Genomic DNA, 15,522 nt, shown 5'->3' with positions numbered 1-15,522 from the left:
CATGGTGGGAGTGTTCTCATGCAGTCATCTTATTCGAGAACTGTTAGTAAATTTATATCAGATCATCTCTAATATACTGTACTGCCCTCAAGTAAGTCTCGTTTAAGGGCGTTATCTCCCTAGAGAATACGTGAGGATACATAACGTTCAACAAGGCCAAGCTATATTCCACCATCCTCTGACTCCTATTAACAGCCCTAGTATCCCTAGCTAACCTAGCAAGATGAGACCTACACCAAGAATTATGGCTCTCCACAATGTAAGTGTACTTCTTACTAGCTACGCGTTTATCAAGAACTTGATAAACACAGTAGTGATCAGTATAGTTTATCCCACTCCTAGGTAACCAGCTCAAGAGGAGACGGAAAGTCCCATAACTTCTGTCCCCAGACTCGTAAAAAGGTACCCCATCAGAAAGAGCAGTCCAAATCCAGAGATCCGCTCTAACCTTCCCATGCCTAACACGAAGATAAGTCCAGAACTCGTCAAACACTGTAGACTTAGCAGTGAAACCCTTGAGTTGACCCCTCAATATTACCAAGCTCGTGAAGGCCTTTGTTCCAATCCTCTTCATTAGGCTGTAGATAGTAGTTAATGGTTTTCCCTCAACTCTTGATATCGCCCTCATGCTCATCCTGTTCAAGTACTCCTTTAAGATTCTCTCCCTTTGTTTTCTATCCATTCTGTGCTTCAACGTGTTGTAAAACGTTCTTCCACACGCTTTACACTTGTATTTTTCTTTCCCTCTGGATGAGCCGTTCTTGACTACTCTGTTGGAGTTGCATGATGGGCATGTTGGTCTCTTCTCCCTTCTCCTTCTTATTCCCACTTTCTTCACGTAGTAGTATAGTGTTGATGGTGGGATTCCTATTTTCGTGATCTGAACTCCCAAGGAGTATGCTGCTAACGCTAGTGCAAGATCCTTTAGCTCGTACTTTCTTGGCTTAAGATTTAAATTTCTTAAAATCAAAAGTATTAGTTGTGCGAGGATTACGGGATCCATCTGTAATAGCCTCACAGAGAATCTCGTAATCCTCGCACATAAACCTTATTCTAGAGACCGTCCTTAGCGTTCTAATTCCTTAACCTATAGGTTAAGATGAGTAATTATAAAAATTTCTAGTCTGATATAATTTTACTAATACTTTTCGAATAAGATGACTGCATGAGAACACTCCCAACATGGTTACTTTTTGTTCATTCCACGAAGTTAATTTTGAAACACACCTTTATGAGAGGCAGAACTCCAGTTCAGTTAGAATTATGCCCTCTTAGAACTTGATTTAATATTTCCTAATTATATTCATGCAACTTTCGTATGTAAGTTTATATCTTACTATCAAAATAATTATTAGCTAAGTTATGGTTTAAGCCGATTTAGAAAAGTATAGATTCATTAACAATTCCTCTATACTACTCAACCAGCTCACCTTTCCTCTTATACGCAACTAACAGTTATCCACTAAAAGCCTTAGCTCTAGTAATTAAACTTATTATTTATAAGAAAAAGGAGAAAAATATTTAACTCCCTTGAACGATGTTCATCTTAATAATGATAAGAAATTTAAAAAATAAATCTCCTCCTTCTTAAACCCAACTATAGTAGATAATATTTTAGTTATCCCATCAATCTATATAAACGATTTTCATCATAGTTTATTCCTCACATATATTAACCTCATAGAAGTACTTGTATAAAAAATATAAGACTCTAACTGGCAAGAAATAGATTATGAGTTTAGACATAATTCTCGATAAACTTTTAACCGATAATAGAAACGCAGAGCTAATTGAACAAGTTCATGAAATAATAAGAGGGAATCTTCTTCCATCAGAGCTAATCTCCAGTACCTTAGAGAAAATTCGGATTGAGAATGAGAGGTTCAACAGTTATATCACTATTGTTCCTCCCTCGGAAGAGCATCTAAGACTTATAGATAAGATAGTAAGAAATAACATGAAGGTAGGTAAGCTAATAGGTATACCTATCCCAGTTAAGGACAACATTTACACAAAAAATATTCTGACAACAGTAGCGTCAAAAATCTACAAGAACTTCATACCCTCATTTGACGCTGATGTTGTAGTGGAGATAAAGAATTCTGATGGCATAATAATAGGTAAGACCAATTTACACGCACTAGCAGGAGGTGTAAGTAACGTATCATCAGACTTCGGACCAGTTAGGAACCCCCATGATCCTAACAAGATATCTGGGGGTTCTAGTGGGGGTTCAGCTGTAACAGTTGCTGTGGGTAGTGTTAAAGCCTCCATAGGTACTGATACGTTTGGTTCGATCAGAGTCCCAGCATCATTATGTGGAGTAGTAGGCTATAAACCCAGCTATGGTTTGATTAGCACAAAGGGTTTATATCCTACTGCTTGGAGTTTCGACACAATAGGCTTCCTAACAAGGAGTGTAGTTGATTCAGCCTACTTTGCAAGCGTTTTTATAGAAAGTATTGATCCCTTAGAAGTGAGTAAAGGCTTAGAGGGGAGACTAAGGCTAGGATATATTGCCGATGAGCAATTCGATGTAGAGAAGGAGTTCTTCAAATTACTCCCCTTCCTTGAAAGTAATGGTATAGATCTAGTGAAACTAAATATCGACTTTATAAGAAAGATAACAGAAATAGCCAGGGTAATAAGACTAAGTGAGAGCGCTAGCTTTCATCACGATCAGTTTAAAGAAAGGGAATCAGATTATCCTAATGACATAGCTGAATTGATACGGATAGGGTTAAAAATTCCAGCTTATGAGTACATAAACGCGTTAAAGCTAAGAGAGACAATGCTAATTGACTTCCTTAGGCTAAACGTAGACGCGATCATAACTCCAACAACCCCAATAGTTGCACCAGAGATTAGTGAAGTTAAGAATAAAGAATTGGAGTACAGAAACTTGTTAACTAAGTACATTGCATTACCCAATTTCTTTGGAGCTCCGGCCATCTCAATACCAGCGGGTAAGGTTAGTTCATTACCGTGGGGTTTGCAAATTATAGGAAAACCTAAGGAGGACGAAAAGCTCCTTAAAATAGCTAAACGAATTGAAGGAATTCTTGGTAGATAATCAACACAAGCAAAAAGATCCGTAATAATAAACCATGTGAGTAAAAACATGCCGAAACTAATTGAAGTGGGTTTTCATCTAATTGATACAGCTTAAGATAGACTTCTGAAGAAGAATATAAACAAGTTATTGAAAATAATGTTCAATCTAAACTATTTTCCTCCTTTACCTTTAGATTTAATAACGGTACGTTATTCTTTATAGCTTCCCTTACACTTGCAACGTGTAATCTAGCCATTCTCTCAGCCTCATCCTCATCATGCAGTCTTAATGCATTCAATATTCTCTCGTGCTCTTCAATTGATTTATTAGATCTACCTGGCAACAATGAGGTAAGATATTGTACGCGTACCATCCTTAACCTCAAACTCTTAATTAACTTAACTGCTACCATATTTCCAGAGGCCTCATATATTATATTATGGAAGACCTCATTTAGTTGAGAGTATTTATGATACTCCTTTGCCTCTATAATTCTCTTCATTTCGTTAAGTATTCTCTCCAATTCCTCCAGCTGTTTATCCGTAATTCTCTTCGCCGCGAGTCTAGCCAAATACCCGTCAAGTACTTCCCTAACCTCTAAAATTTGTATAGCCTCATCGTAATCCACAAAAGCCACAATTTTACCACTTGAGGTCTTCATTACTAGACCATCTTTTTCCAATCTAGCCAAGACAATTCTAATTGTATTTCTACTCACACCGTACTCTTTAGCCAAATTCTCCTCAGATAACCTCTCTCCTGGCAAATACTTTCCTTTCAATATACCGTCCTTTATCATGTTGTATATGAGTTCACTTTTCTCCCTAGTGTGATTGTTATCTATGGGCATTGTCACTCTATAACTTTATATTATCTACCTATATAAAAGACTTACTAAGACAATATGATAAAATAGAGTTTATATTGATTTTTACTTAATTAAAAATATTTTTATAGTTAATTCCTTCTTGAGGAGTGAGAATCCATGACATGTCTAGTCACTGCACACCTGTAACATATATGACACCAAAAGTACAGCAGTTTGTATAATCATGGTCCCAATAAAAGGTTCTTTCAACACGGTATAGCTTTTCAGCTCTTCTTATTAAGGACGAAATGAGTAGCCATTTATAAATTTCTTTACCATCTATTATATTATTGCTCCAATTACATTTACTGACTTAAATTAAAGTGTATGTTGAGATTCTTCCCCAAAGACTATAAGCTATTGGAATTCTACATTTTTAAATTTATAAGCAAATCCTCATAAGCATTCACTAATAATACTAATAATTGTAAAAAATCCTATTCTTATACTTTTATACAGTTTATGTTAACTCCATAAAGCTAATCATATGAATACTTCTAATTTTAAGGATACATTGTTCTTTTCGTTAGTTTGAAGATGAAAACTCTATACAAGTGAGAGGTTATGGAGAATTTGTTCTTCACAGATTGAAATCCTTGTGGAAAAATAGCTCTTTTAGGTAAGGTCTAACGTTTTTTCTCTCCGATAAAAAGAGGTTATCTGCAAAGGGATTTTTACCCTCTAACCCCCCCCCATAAAAGGTAAAATAAACGATAAGGTCACTCCTAATTTTCTCTAAAACGAAATATCATAATAGAATAGAATTCTAGTAAATTAGCGAAAAGTTTTTAGTCTTTCCATTTTATAAAATAAAAACTCTCTAATTCATAAAAATCTCCTGCTAGAAAAGGGTTTTCTCATCATATGTCTTATATTGTCAATTACGATATCAATATCAGTATTGTCTTATCTTACTAAAAACTTTTAACATACGTCGGAATATTCTTAAACTCTTTTTAAGGCTTTGTACACTTTCTTTTTATATTAAATTATACATTATTATAGACAATGAGTAATTCAATAAAACTGTCCAAACTGTTATACTACGTTCAGAGGTTTGGCGATCACAATTACGACTTATTGAGTAAGTTGACCGGGATAGAAAACGTAAAGGGTGTACTTTCGATGCTTAAAATACTAGTAGCTCCTACACCTAGGTTCTCCTCCCTAGGAATATCACTCTTTCACACTACCGTTAAATTGAAGGATTTCACTCTAAAACCTAAAGATTTCTACTATTTACTTGACGGTATGATAATGGCGTCATTAAGAGATGCCATGATTAACAATACCATTATTCTAGATGTCGTGTTTCCTAGGGGTAGGTGGGATTTTGTTCAGATTTTGGAGAAGATGAGTGAGATGGGGTTGATTAAGGATTATGAGACTTATCTAGAATACAAGAGGGAAATTTACCCAGTTGATTACTCAGCATTTAATTTTGAGAGTTTAACGTTTGAGAGGGCTATTTTGGATAAGCCTAGGGAGGCTTTTCAGTTGCCGGATTTGAGTGATGACTTTAGCCCAGATTGGGTTGATATTTACGCGTTGGGAAAGAAACAAGAAAATCCCTTAAGGTCGTGGGATGAGATAGCGAGATCTATTGGGGTGACAACGGATGAGGTTATTTATCATTACTTTAATCACGTTGTTGGTAGGGGTTTGGTTGACGCTTTTTACACTTATTTGGGTAAACTTGATTTTAGGATTTCGTTGATCGTTAATGACGTTAATGATGAAATTGTTAGGGAGTTGAGTAGGATTGTAACTCTCTTAAGGGTGTCTTATTTGCATAATGATAAAATATACGCTTCTATTGTTGGTCAGAGGCACATGTTATATCCTATAATAGAGTTCATTAACTCCTTATCTTTTGAGTATAAATTCGTCCATGAGATATATCTTCACCCTTTATCACCTAGATATGTAATGACAGCTTCCATACCTTATGAGCATTTTACAAAAGAAAATAAGTGGTCAATAACTTTACGTGAGTTAAAGGAAAACTTCGAGAAAGAATTTAGCAGAATATTGAAGGAAACGGAGAGTTATAGGAAGTAGTAATTATTCATTATATAGTTAGCGAGGGAGGAGAATTGCATTTCAAAAGTTTCATTACAGATAACAGTGGAACGCTAGTTCTTTGAATTAGAAATTTTTGGATTACAGCGTAAATAAGCAAGTAGCTTACCCTATAACTTCTGTGAATGTCAAAGCAATTCTGCCAAAAGAAGTTTTCTTACAAGTTTTAGGCCTAGTCTTTGTACACTCTAAAAATCCCTCCTGTTCCATTTGGCTAACCTGTTTTGACACTGTAGATAAAGTTTTTTGAAGCTTATCAGCTATTTTACTTATCTCAATGGAGTCCTCGAACTTGAACAATTTCAAGATTTCAAATTCACTATCAGTTAACCTTCTAGGAATTTCGACAGGCAATTCGTACTTTTTGGACATATCCTCTGTATAACTGAAAACCCTAACGTTTACCCCAAAGACTTTAGCCAACATTGCGTAATAGTACAGTGCGAAGTTTATTATTCTCATTCCACCAATCAAGTAAAACTCCAGACTCTTTTTACCCGATAGGACATTGGCTATTTCATAGAGGATATCTGCGAAGTCCCTATTAATGTCAACGTATTTCCACTTATACTTTACGTTTATAATATTCAGAAACTTCTTTACGTCCTCTAACGCACTCTCCGCTTGCTTCCTCCTATAATCGTCAATGTTAAACACTCCAAAGAGAACGACCTCATCAATATCGCTCCTTCCCCTTTCCGTTATGTTCCTAATTATGTATTCTGAGGTAAATCCTAAACCAAACACTAATGTATTTCCTTCCATTGTAAGGTTATTCCATTATAACCTTATAAGTTTGACGAAATGTGAAAATTAAGGCTGTATCCTCGTCTGATAAAAACTGAGTTGTTGTAATTGTGAGAAATTGAAACTGTACGAAAACAATTGGTTTAGAAAAAGCACAAGATGGTTTTAAATTAATGGTAAAGTTAAATGATATAATGCATACTTAGTTCATAAAGCGAAGCGGGAAATTAGCAAAAGGGTTAACATAATGAAAAACCAAGCGCAGATTAGTTGCTTTTTAAATAGAAGAGCTTACAGAACACGTTCTATAATATCAATTAAATAAAAAAGGGGCAAACAACAATTTCAGCTTCATATCATATAAATATTTACCGTAGTTTTAAGGATTGGATAATAACGCTAAAGGGTAGTTCACAAGAGACTAAATATTAAAGACGATAAGTGGCATATTCTACTCCTTAATCCCAATACGTACTAACCCATAAAGTTTTAGAGTAACTACGAATATTATTATGTGGTGGACTCAGGTATGAGGGTTGGTTTCATTGGACTTGGCATAATGGGAAGTTCAATGGCAATGAGAATACATAATGCTGGATTCCCACTAATAGTTTATAACAGAACTAAAAGCAAAACCGAACCATTCATGAAACTTGGCGTACCAATTGCAAACACACCAAAGGAAGTAGCTGAGAAATCCGATGTAGTAATAGATATGGTTACTGACGCGCCAGATGTCGAGGAGGTACTCTTTGGTCCTAATGGAGTTATTCAAGGAGTACATCAAGGTTTAATCGTCATCGATATGAGTACAAATTCACCAGAACACGCCAAAAGCTTCGCAGAGAGATTAGCCAAGTACAATATTGAGTTCTTGGATGCCCCAGTTACTGGAGGTGACAAGGGAGCGAGGGAAGGTACGCTGACAATTATGGTTGGTGGGAAGTACGAGGTATTCCAGAAAGTTAAGCCCATTCTCGAGGCTATGGGAAAGACAATAGTCCATGCGGGGGAAGTGGGAAATGGGCAAATGCTGAAGCTATTAAATCAGACAGTTGTTGGGATAAGCATGTTAGCAGTAGTGGAAGCAATGACGTTAGCCAAAAAGGCGGGAATAGACATGGAAAAGTTATTTACAGTACTGTCAACTGGTGCAGCAAACTCGTTTACTGTACAATACTACATGCCGAAAATGATGAAAGGAGATTACGAACCAGGTTTTAGAGCTGCTCATCTCAAGAAAGACCTAAAGTACGTATTGGAAACTGCAAATAAGCTAAATGTACCTTTACCTGGTACTGCACTGACACTACAACTTTACAATGCCCTAGTAGCTAAAGGATTAGGAGAAAAGGGAACGCAAGCACTAATAAAACTATATGAGAATTTATCTTGAAAGAATGGCACATAAGAGAATATCGCGGGCATAGTGTTCATGGAATTTACCTTGAAAACGCTATTTTTATTTATAAGCAATGCCTTTAATTTTAGTTTAAAATAACAAAATGGAATAACATTTAGCATTCGAATCTATTAGTCAAACTTCTTCAAGTCTCACTGAGTGAAAACTGGATATCGAAGAAGTAGTCTAGCATTTTAGGATTATAACGTAGTCGTATATATCTATAAAAAGAACTTTACTCATTATTTATATATTATATACTAATTGATCCTAAATTAGTGAACCCGAAAACATATTATTTAACTCATTTAAGATCTATCTGGAAATTCCTAATTGCTGAGAAATCAGTTATATCATTTTTCTTTATTATTATCATATTATTCCAAATGATCAGATAATGATAAACCTTGTCAATGTATAAGTTCTGAGTAATATATATATACATCTTTCAATGAGCATTCTATAACTTAATCGTGTATATTATATTATAACTAAAAAAATGACGAAAAGATAATAGGAAAAAATTTAAATAGACATATTTTAGTCTATAAGGCGATAGAAATGTATAGTACAGAAGTGAAAATAAATGCACCTATTTTTGTTGTGAGAAAAATTCTTATGGATCCTCTTTTTACTAGTGGAATTAGTGGACACATTGCAATTCTAAAATTCAAAGATAAACAAAAGAACGAGTTCCTCATGGGAGATAGGATTAGGGAATTATCAGCACCAACTGATGAGTTTGAAGCTCTGTACATATTAATGAGAACCAGTAAAGACTTTAAATACACTGAAGGAATTTATAGAGGACCTGAAGTTTCCTTACAAAGTATTAAATATTCCGGTATTTCCAACGATGGGAAATTAGAGTTTACCATTGAGTTCATGCCAAAGAGTATAGGAGATAGCCAGACAACCCTTTACATTGCAACTAAAGTTAAGTACAACGATTCACTACTAGATAAACTGTTGGGAAAGTCTGCGGTGGACTTCGCAAAGCATATAGTTGAGGATCACCTCGGAATGTATGCAAGGGTCTACTTTTCATATCTATACGGAGATATTATAAAAAACTTAGCTTCCAAGGAAAGATCAACACAAGGATTATCCATAACCCCATTGTTTGAGTTTACAGGGAATGCGGGAAGTATATTAAGTAAAATTAACGAGACTATTTCACAATTGGACTTAGGTAAAATTAAGGTAAACTTTGACAACCTTACTTGTGACATTGTTGTTCAAAATAAGGAAATGAAGAGGGCAATTTGTAGATCTGACAATATTATAAAAACGGGATTTGAAGCATTAGCAATGATAATTTCAGCCAAAGGAGAAGGTAAAATGGAAGTGTATTCAGTTAAGGTCGAAGACCTAATTGAGATTCTTTATTCCACAGTCTGACATCCTTTTTACTTTTCCGCATAAAATGCTCATTGCAGAAATCACTTTTTAGTAATGGATCCTTGAGATTACCTTTTTCTTCAGACGAATAAGTGAGAATTCAAGCTAGTGTATTTAAATGTTCACGAAAAGTATACGAACATCACAGTTTGTTCGAAACTGTTGACCACGGTGCACCTGAGGGATTGCACTACATTTTTGAGATTGTTCAATATAATTTTACAACTAAATATCGAATAGGATGACTGCATGAGAGCACTCCCCATAATTAGACATAAACTAAGAGATTATTCAAATTATCAAATATTGATAGGACTTACTTGTTCTCAATTATATAAAATTCTTTAGTTTACAATTAGCGTTATTCTTAAATAAAAAGCATAAACTCATTAGCATCGCTAAAAAGTTGCTTTGCTTTCTCTCATGCTAGCGTGTTGTAAGATGTTCTCCTATACTCTACTTTTGGGATAGTTTGCTTGTTCTAGCCAGAATAGTACTTTACGTAAATTTATCTCAAATTCCTTAAACACTAACCTAAATTCTCTTCAAAAAGATTTGAATAATTATAAATACACCAAGCGTGTATAGTATAAATACGCCTTAGATTTCACACTGGAAAAATAAAACGTATATACTATACGTAATTTTCAGGAAACTACTAATAGAACTACTTATAAATGATATATTTATTTAACTAACAAGCCATTATGAAGATTCAGTTAAGCTTATAAGTTGTGAATGAGCGAATATGAATGTCCTTGAATGAATTGATATAAACAATAGTTTTGTATACGCATCAATATTGCTTAACACGCAATTTTTCCTACAATGAGTATTTTTTGCCCTTCTTGGATGGGATATAATCACGTTAGCCAGTAACATGAAAAAATATTTAAGCCGTAATTACCAAAAAATATGGGTGTTAAGCAGCTATGTATACGTATACACAACAATGTATGTTATTCAGTGGTAATATTTTTCTAAAGTTAAGCAAAGAAGAGGAGAAGAAAAAGAAAGTTAACTCTATGATCAGGAACTGAGGGGGTGAACCCTATGACGTTCCTAATTAAGGATGGTATAGACTATCAACTATATCAAAGTGGCTCATACAAATTAAATTACAGAGCAAAATTTAACTATATTAATTACGACGAACATCATTATGATAATTTCTACTCAGTCAGCAAAATAGTTAACAATATGCTTAAAATTAAAGAGATTGGACCCAGCAATGGTAGAACATTAGAAGATAGTGTAAGGGAGATAATAAACGCTGTTCCAGCACAAAAAGTCTGTAAGGACTACATCTGTGGGAAGGCTGACTTCATAACAAAAGGAATTCCGGGTGAGATTAAGACTTTCAAGGAAGAGGTTGATCCAATTTATGAAGAAAAAGGAATACTGCAGGCAACATTTTACGCAATGCTTTATGGAACCAAAATAGCGAAATACGTTTCGGCGATTTATATAGAGGACCCAAATGATGAGAATTTCGCTATAATTAAAAGGATCGACTTCTATACGATAATTCTGAATAAACTAAGTATGAAGTATTTCCACAATATTCATCATAACATCAAGACACCTAAAATTGAGGTGGTAGCATGAATATAAGTATGAAGTACGTTTACTTATTGATAACGAAAAACCCAATAACTGACGGTCTGGGAGTTGCTATTATCTTTGATAAACTAAGCTTATGCTTCAACGTATTCCCCTATAAGCCTAGCGGAGATGCTGTAATGATTACAATAGGTGAATTAAGAAAGCTTGTGAATTCCATTAGTGAAGCAATGAACACGGACTACCAAATGAGGGATTTCGGACATAACTTCGCAATTATCAACTTTCTGAGTGATTCAATATGATGGTTGCGGAAATTTTCATTAAGCCTGAGAACGACGCTATCATACCGTTTAGTAGCAAAGTAGGTAAGAGTTTGCTTCTATTGGATATTAAGAACGTTTCAATATCGCCTTTGAAGTACAAGGGTAAATATCTAATAAAGTATGAATCGGATTCAACTTTTCTAGAGGTTATTGGAGGTAATATTTACTCTTTTGAGGTGGGTGGGGATGAGAGAAGTGTAATTACCGCTCTACTCAGCTTGGAGGATGAGCGTTTGTTATTTAACACTTTATGGAAAGTCGTTGACGTAGAGACTCATGAGGTTGAGGTTAGTTCAATACCGAAGAACTTTGAGGTCGATGTTTTGACACCAGCTTTAATAGTGTCTCCTTATGTGAAAGAGAAGAGGAAGGTATTCACTAACAAGTCTGAGTACGTTTTCTTCAATAACGTTATTGACGCTACTGGGTTGAGTAGAGGTGATGCTAAGTTAAATGAGGTAACCTCTAGTTTAGCTCAATTACTTTGGGAGGAACCGTCAATCATGGGATACGCTAAAGTGAGGTATGATAATAAGTTGGTTGTTGGAATGGTTGGTAAGTTGAGGTATTCAGTTAAGGGGGAGGATGAGATTTTAATTAAGGTTTTGGAGGACGCAATTGTAAGGGGTATTGGTTCTTCTAGGAGGAATGGGTTTGGGGTTGTGAGAATTAAGGGGGTTGAGGTAAGCTGGTCACGATAATTGCCTCTGATTTAGTTTACCTTAATTACGAGATAGAGAATTATACGAGGAATGTTAATAGGGTTATTATCTGTGGAGACGTTAAGGAAGAAAGGCTGAGGGTTGAAAAGAGGGTTGAAGTAATTGAGAATTGTGGTTATCTAAGTGTTGAGGGAATAGCTGAGAGTGTTGCTAAGAGGATTGGTAATAGTAAGGATAGCTATGTTGTTTTGCTTAGTGGGAATTTCAATAGGTTTGCTACAGCTATGTTTTACCTATTTTCCACTATTCAAAAGAGGGTGAGGTTTGTAATATACGATAAAGAAAGGATTGAACTGGACGGAGATGTTTTCAGAAAGGTTGAGATTGACAATAAAATGGTTGTTGTGCTGAGGGAGATAATGAATGGGCGTTATAAGATAGAGGAGATTGAGAAGGTTACTGGGATTAGTAAGGCTACGATTTCGAGGATTAGAAGGAAGTTGGAGAGGATGGAGTTAGTTAAAAAGGTTAATGGCGGAAAATATTGCATTACTGAGAGGGGAAAGATAGTCGTTTATGATGGGGAATTTTTCAGAAATGTGAAAAAGGAAGGAAGGTATTATGAGGATAAAATATTATATACTTAAAGAGTGGAAAGATATTGTGTCGTCTCAAGATTTACTGGATATTGCTACAAGAATAGCTATATCTTCAATTAAACCTAAACCTAAAAAGAATGAACCATTTGTGGATTCCAGTACGATAAACAGTTTGTTGAGTTTTCTGCAGAGTAGGAGAAATATAAATGAGTTGTTACTTTACATCATGCGTCAAGCTGGGAGAGAGGAGATTGATGAGGAGACTGTGAAACTTTTACTATCTAGTTTGAAGGATAGGAAGTTAGAGGATGCTGTAAGTCTTTTAGGATATGTAAAGTGGGTTTACGAGACTTTAACGGGATTAGGAGTTAATTACAATGAGGTCAAGAATGTTAAGACCTTCAAGGAGCTTGTCAATATCTTAAGTAAGGTGTGAAAATGTCTTGTATGGATCTTGATGTTATAACAAGTATTGTGAAAATTGAGGGTAAATTGCGTAATGAGACCCCATTAAGAATAGGTATAGGTAAGGATAAGACTCAAGATTTCACTGAGCCTACTGATAATCCAATAATCAAATATGGGGATAAACCTCTAATACCCGGTTCTAGTTTGAAGGGGGCATTTAGGAGTTTAGTAGAATCATATATTAAATCGTTAAATGATGGTAAATATTACGTGTGTGATCTAGACGATAAAAATTGTGTTAGTTGCGTGGAGGAAAATGAGGTTAAAGAGAGGAAATATTGTATTCCTTGTATATTGTTTGGTTTTAAGGATTTGGCTTCTAGGATTTATATTTTAGATGCTATTGCTGAAAAGTATTCTATTTCAATGAGGACTATGGTTGCGATTAATAGGGTTTTCGGTGGACAAATGCCACGTCATTTGTATACTTTAGACTACGTAGATCCGGGTAGTGAGTTCAGTTTTACGATGTTTATTTATAATCTTAACTTAGTTGAGGGGGAGAATGAGGATTGGAAAGCAAAGTCTGTTGAAGCCTTGAAGTTCCTTTTAACGGCCTTGGTTAAAGAGGGGGTTTTCTTAGGAGCTAGGAAGAGTGTTGGTTATGGTCTAATTAAGTTGGTTGACGCTAAGGTTAGTTTATACAAACCCCCTAAGAACCTAATTTCTCCAGTCACTGTGAAGAAATTGGATGAGGTGATTGGTAGTAATGGTTAATTACACCTTTATTAATAAAAGTGTAATAAAGAGGACTACTGTAATTGAGGGAGTAGTGGAAACTGTATCTCCTTTAAGAATAGGTGGGAGTAAGGAAAATTTCGATCCGTCTTCCCTAGCAAGAGATTCTATACTGAAGGACGTTCAAGGTAGGCCTATAATTCCGGGGTCATCATGGAAGGGGATATTTAGATCTACTGGTGAAAGGATTTTAAGGTTAAAAAATATAGTAGTTTGTAGTGGTGTAGGAAAGGATTATTGTTTGAATAACACTCAAAAGGAAAGGGAGTTCGATAGTGGATTGAGAGAAAATATTATTGATCAAGCATTGAGACTATTTTGGGACTATACTTGTTTGAACTGTAAAGTCTTTGGGACGAAAAGTGTTATAGGTGCTGTTAGATTTCTAGATTCACTTCCCATTAGTTATTCATTGAACACTAGGTCGATGATAGCGATAAGTAGGACTGAGGGTGCTGTAGCTAGGAGGGCTTTAGTTACTGTTGAATACGTCGATGTAGGGTCTAAGTTCAATTTCAAGATGATGGGGTATAATTTGCCTAATTACGCTATTGGTTACTTGGTTACTATAATGAAGAATATTCACGATGGATTCACGCAAGTTGGAGGGCATAAGAGTAGGGGATTCGGTTTTGTGAAGTTCAATATAGTTAAGTTTACTGATCTTGGAGAGAAGAGGATTGGGGATGAGGATGTTGAAGTTAAGGGTATAGGTGATCTGGTGGAAGGAAATGGAGATGAGTTTTTCGTGAAAATGAAACCTTTTATGGAGGCTTTCAATAATGCAAAAATCCCCTATCCGAAGAAGTAATTATACTCCTAGAAATAAGGAGGGGTTAGAGGGGATTATAGAGTTACAGTTAAGGGTAGTTTCTGACTACTTGCACGTAGGTTCTGGGAAGTATGATGTGGAGGTAATGAAAGACGTTAGTGACGTTAAACAATTGGTTGAGGATTATTTGAATGGAGTTAGTAAAGGGATACCTAATAATGTTGATCAGTACTTCTCAAGGGTAGCTTTTCTGATGGTTAGGGAAAAGGATAATGTTGTTATCCCTGGATCAACTATCAAGGGAATGGTTAGGAGTAGATTGGAGTTATCTATACCGGGTTCATGTTATATAGTTACTGGACCTTCTACTTCGTCCTCGGCAGTTTATAAGAAGATCTTCAAACCTGATCCCAATAGGGGTAGTGATAGGTTTGATGTTGATAAATTTCCACAAGTTTGCCCAGTTTGTGATTTGTTAGGCAATATGGGATTAGGTAGTAGAGTGTCATTTAGTGACTTCGTAATGACGTCAGGTAAGGTGGATTACGTGAAGGTTAAGGATAGGGATTATGAAGTTGCTACTAAGGGTTCGATTTTCACTGGAAGGGTTTTGTATAAGTCTCTGAAGCCTGTAGAACTCGGGATGTTATTGTATGGTTTTGGTTTCGTTAATAGTTGTAACAGTTCTAAGGTCATGTTATTAGGTAGGTTTAAGTTTTCTGATAAAAGGTTTGGAAGGGTTCAATTTAGTTTGAAGACTCCTATGGCAGATTGTAATAAACTTGTTTCCGATTTTGTTAAACAATTCAATCCTAGAAATATTAATGAGGAGTGGTAGA

General features: G+C 35.4%; 15 protein-coding genes. 12 read left to right on the top strand and 3 right to left on the bottom strand.

The features are described from left to right. Window positions 1-52 precede the first annotated feature (52 nt). Complete coding sequence (locus GFS03_RS05120) at window positions 53-1,003, bottom strand: IS1 family transposase (RefSeq protein WP_167738480.1); 951 nt, start codon at window positions 1,001-1,003, stop codon at window positions 53-55. Window positions 1,004-1,732: 729 nt separating this feature from the next. On the opposite strand from GFS03_RS05120, the gene GFS03_RS05115 reads away from it, so the two are divergent. Next, window positions 1,733-3,073: an amidase gene (locus GFS03_RS05115; RefSeq protein ID WP_153422810.1), complete on the top strand. Its 1,341-nt coding sequence runs from the start codon at window positions 1,733-1,735 to the stop codon at window positions 3,071-3,073. 142 nt (window positions 3,074-3,215) lie between these two features. Here the strand turns inward: GFS03_RS05115 and GFS03_RS05110 are convergent, their stop codons facing one another. Beyond that, window positions 3,216-3,905, bottom strand: coding sequence for a GntR family transcriptional regulator (locus GFS03_RS05110; protein ID WP_153424552.1), 690 nt, complete (start codon window positions 3,903-3,905; stop codon window positions 3,216-3,218). A 1,026-nt stretch (window positions 3,906-4,931) separates the two neighbouring features. Here GFS03_RS05110 and GFS03_RS05105 point away from each other — a divergent pair. Beyond that, window positions 4,932-5,984 carry a hypothetical protein gene (locus GFS03_RS05105; protein ID WP_153422809.1) on the top strand — a complete coding sequence of 351 codons (1,053 nt, stop codon included), beginning with the start codon at window positions 4,932-4,934 and terminating at the stop codon, window positions 5,982-5,984. 126 nt (window positions 5,985-6,110) lie between these two features. Here the strand turns inward: GFS03_RS05105 and csa3 are convergent, their stop codons facing one another. Then, window positions 6,111-6,770, bottom strand: coding sequence for a CRISPR-associated CARF protein Csa3 (gene csa3, locus GFS03_RS05100; RefSeq protein WP_153422808.1), 660 nt, complete (start codon window positions 6,768-6,770; stop codon window positions 6,111-6,113). Between the two features lie 511 nt (window positions 6,771-7,281). On the opposite strand from csa3, the gene GFS03_RS05095 reads away from it, so the two are divergent. The 10 genes from GFS03_RS05095 to GFS03_RS05050 all read left to right on the top strand — a co-directional run bounded on the left by GFS03_RS05095 (window position 7,282) and on the right by GFS03_RS05050 (window position 15,521). Continuing rightward, window positions 7,282-8,148 carry an NAD(P)-dependent oxidoreductase gene (locus tag GFS03_RS05095; RefSeq protein ID WP_153422807.1) on the top strand — a complete coding sequence of 289 codons (867 nt, stop codon included), beginning with the start codon at window positions 7,282-7,284 and terminating at the stop codon, window positions 8,146-8,148. Window positions 8,149-8,715: 567 nt separating this feature from the next. Then, entirely contained in the window at window positions 8,716-9,555 is an 840-nt protein-coding gene (locus tag GFS03_RS05090; protein WP_153422806.1) for a hypothetical protein, read from the top strand. 1,053 nt (window positions 9,556-10,608) lie between these two features. Further along, complete coding sequence (locus GFS03_RS05085; RefSeq protein WP_153422805.1) at window positions 10,609-11,163, top strand: hypothetical protein; 555 nt, start codon at window positions 10,609-10,611, stop codon at window positions 11,161-11,163. Then, a complete protein-coding gene (locus tag GFS03_RS05080; RefSeq protein ID WP_153422804.1) occupies window positions 11,160-11,423 on the top strand; it encodes a hypothetical protein in 264 nt (87 codons plus the stop codon). The genes GFS03_RS05085 and GFS03_RS05080 overlap by 4 nt, the downstream gene beginning before the upstream one ends. Continuing rightward, window positions 11,420-12,145: a CRISPR-associated endoribonuclease Cas6 gene (locus GFS03_RS05075; RefSeq protein ID WP_153422803.1), complete on the top strand. Its 726-nt coding sequence runs from the start codon at window positions 11,420-11,422 to the stop codon at window positions 12,143-12,145. Before GFS03_RS05080 ends, GFS03_RS05075 begins: the two co-directional genes overlap by 4 nt. A 209-nt stretch (window positions 12,146-12,354) precedes the next feature. Next, entirely contained in the window at window positions 12,355-12,753 is a 399-nt protein-coding gene (locus GFS03_RS13540) for a Trp family transcriptional regulator (protein ID WP_238699215.1), read from the top strand. After that, window positions 12,728-13,141 (top strand): hypothetical protein, encoded by a 414-nt coding sequence (locus GFS03_RS05065; RefSeq protein ID WP_181443779.1) that lies wholly within the window; start codon window positions 12,728-12,730, stop codon window positions 13,139-13,141. The genes GFS03_RS13540 and GFS03_RS05065 overlap by 26 nt, the downstream gene beginning before the upstream one ends. A gap of 11 nt (window positions 13,142-13,152) precedes the next feature. Next, window positions 13,153-13,890 carry a type III CRISPR-associated RAMP protein Csx7 gene (csx7, locus tag GFS03_RS05060; RefSeq protein WP_181443778.1) on the top strand — a complete coding sequence of 246 codons (738 nt, stop codon included), beginning with the start codon at window positions 13,153-13,155 and terminating at the stop codon, window positions 13,888-13,890. After that, window positions 13,883-14,722 carry a type III CRISPR-associated RAMP protein Csx7 gene (gene csx7 / locus GFS03_RS05055; protein ID WP_153422799.1) on the top strand — a complete coding sequence of 280 codons (840 nt, stop codon included), beginning with the start codon at window positions 13,883-13,885 and terminating at the stop codon, window positions 14,720-14,722. The genes csx7 (GFS03_RS05060) and csx7 (GFS03_RS05055) overlap by 8 nt, the downstream gene beginning before the upstream one ends. Beyond that, entirely contained in the window at window positions 14,694-15,521 is an 828-nt protein-coding gene (locus tag GFS03_RS05050; RefSeq protein ID WP_153422798.1) for an RAMP superfamily CRISPR-associated protein, read from the top strand. Before csx7 (GFS03_RS05055) ends, GFS03_RS05050 begins: the two co-directional genes overlap by 29 nt. Window position 15,522 lies beyond the last annotated feature (1 nt).

The organism is Sulfolobus sp. E5-1-F (genome assembly GCF_009601705.1).
Lineage (GTDB): Archaea > Thermoproteota > Thermoprotei_A > Sulfolobales > Sulfolobaceae > Saccharolobus.
The sequence above is the reverse complement of the archived record's forward strand: the minus strand, read 5'-3'. Positions and strand labels throughout refer to the sequence as shown.

Excerpts from the sequence above, each read along its gene's own strand:
- csx7 (WP_153422799.1), top strand. The coding sequence starts at position 13,883 with ATGGTTAATTACACCTTTATTAATAAAAGTGTAATAAAGAGGACTACT.
- csa3 (WP_153422808.1), bottom strand. The coding sequence starts at position 6,770 with ATGGAAGGAAATACATTAGTGTTTGGTTTAGGATTTACCTCAGAATAC.
- GFS03_RS05075 (WP_153422803.1), top strand. The coding sequence starts at position 11,420 with ATGATGGTTGCGGAAATTTTCATTAAGCCTGAGAACGACGCTATCATA.
- GFS03_RS05105 (WP_153422809.1), top strand. The coding sequence starts at position 4,932 with ATGAGTAATTCAATAAAACTGTCCAAACTGTTATACTACGTTCAGAGG.
- GFS03_RS05095 (WP_153422807.1), top strand. The coding sequence starts at position 7,282 with ATGAGGGTTGGTTTCATTGGACTTGGCATAATGGGAAGTTCAATGGCA.
- GFS03_RS05080 (WP_153422804.1), top strand. The coding sequence starts at position 11,160 with ATGAATATAAGTATGAAGTACGTTTACTTATTGATAACGAAAAACCCA.
- GFS03_RS05110 (WP_153424552.1), bottom strand. The coding sequence starts at position 3,905 with ATGCCCATAGATAACAATCACACTAGGGAGAAAAGTGAACTCATATAC.
- GFS03_RS05085 (WP_153422805.1), top strand. The coding sequence starts at position 10,609 with ATGACGTTCCTAATTAAGGATGGTATAGACTATCAACTATATCAAAGT.
- GFS03_RS05115 (WP_153422810.1), top strand. The coding sequence starts at position 1,733 with ATGAGTTTAGACATAATTCTCGATAAACTTTTAACCGATAATAGAAAC.
- csx7 (WP_181443778.1), top strand. The coding sequence starts at position 13,153 with ATGGATCTTGATGTTATAACAAGTATTGTGAAAATTGAGGGTAAATTG.
- GFS03_RS05065 (WP_181443779.1), top strand. The coding sequence starts at position 12,728 with ATGAGGATAAAATATTATATACTTAAAGAGTGGAAAGATATTGTGTCG.
- GFS03_RS05090 (WP_153422806.1), top strand. The coding sequence starts at position 8,716 with ATGTATAGTACAGAAGTGAAAATAAATGCACCTATTTTTGTTGTGAGA.
- GFS03_RS05050 (WP_153422798.1), top strand. The coding sequence starts at position 14,694 with ATGCAAAAATCCCCTATCCGAAGAAGTAATTATACTCCTAGAAATAAG.
- GFS03_RS05120 (WP_167738480.1), bottom strand. The coding sequence starts at position 1,003 with ATGGATCCCGTAATCCTCGCACAACTAATACTTTTGATTTTAAGAAAT.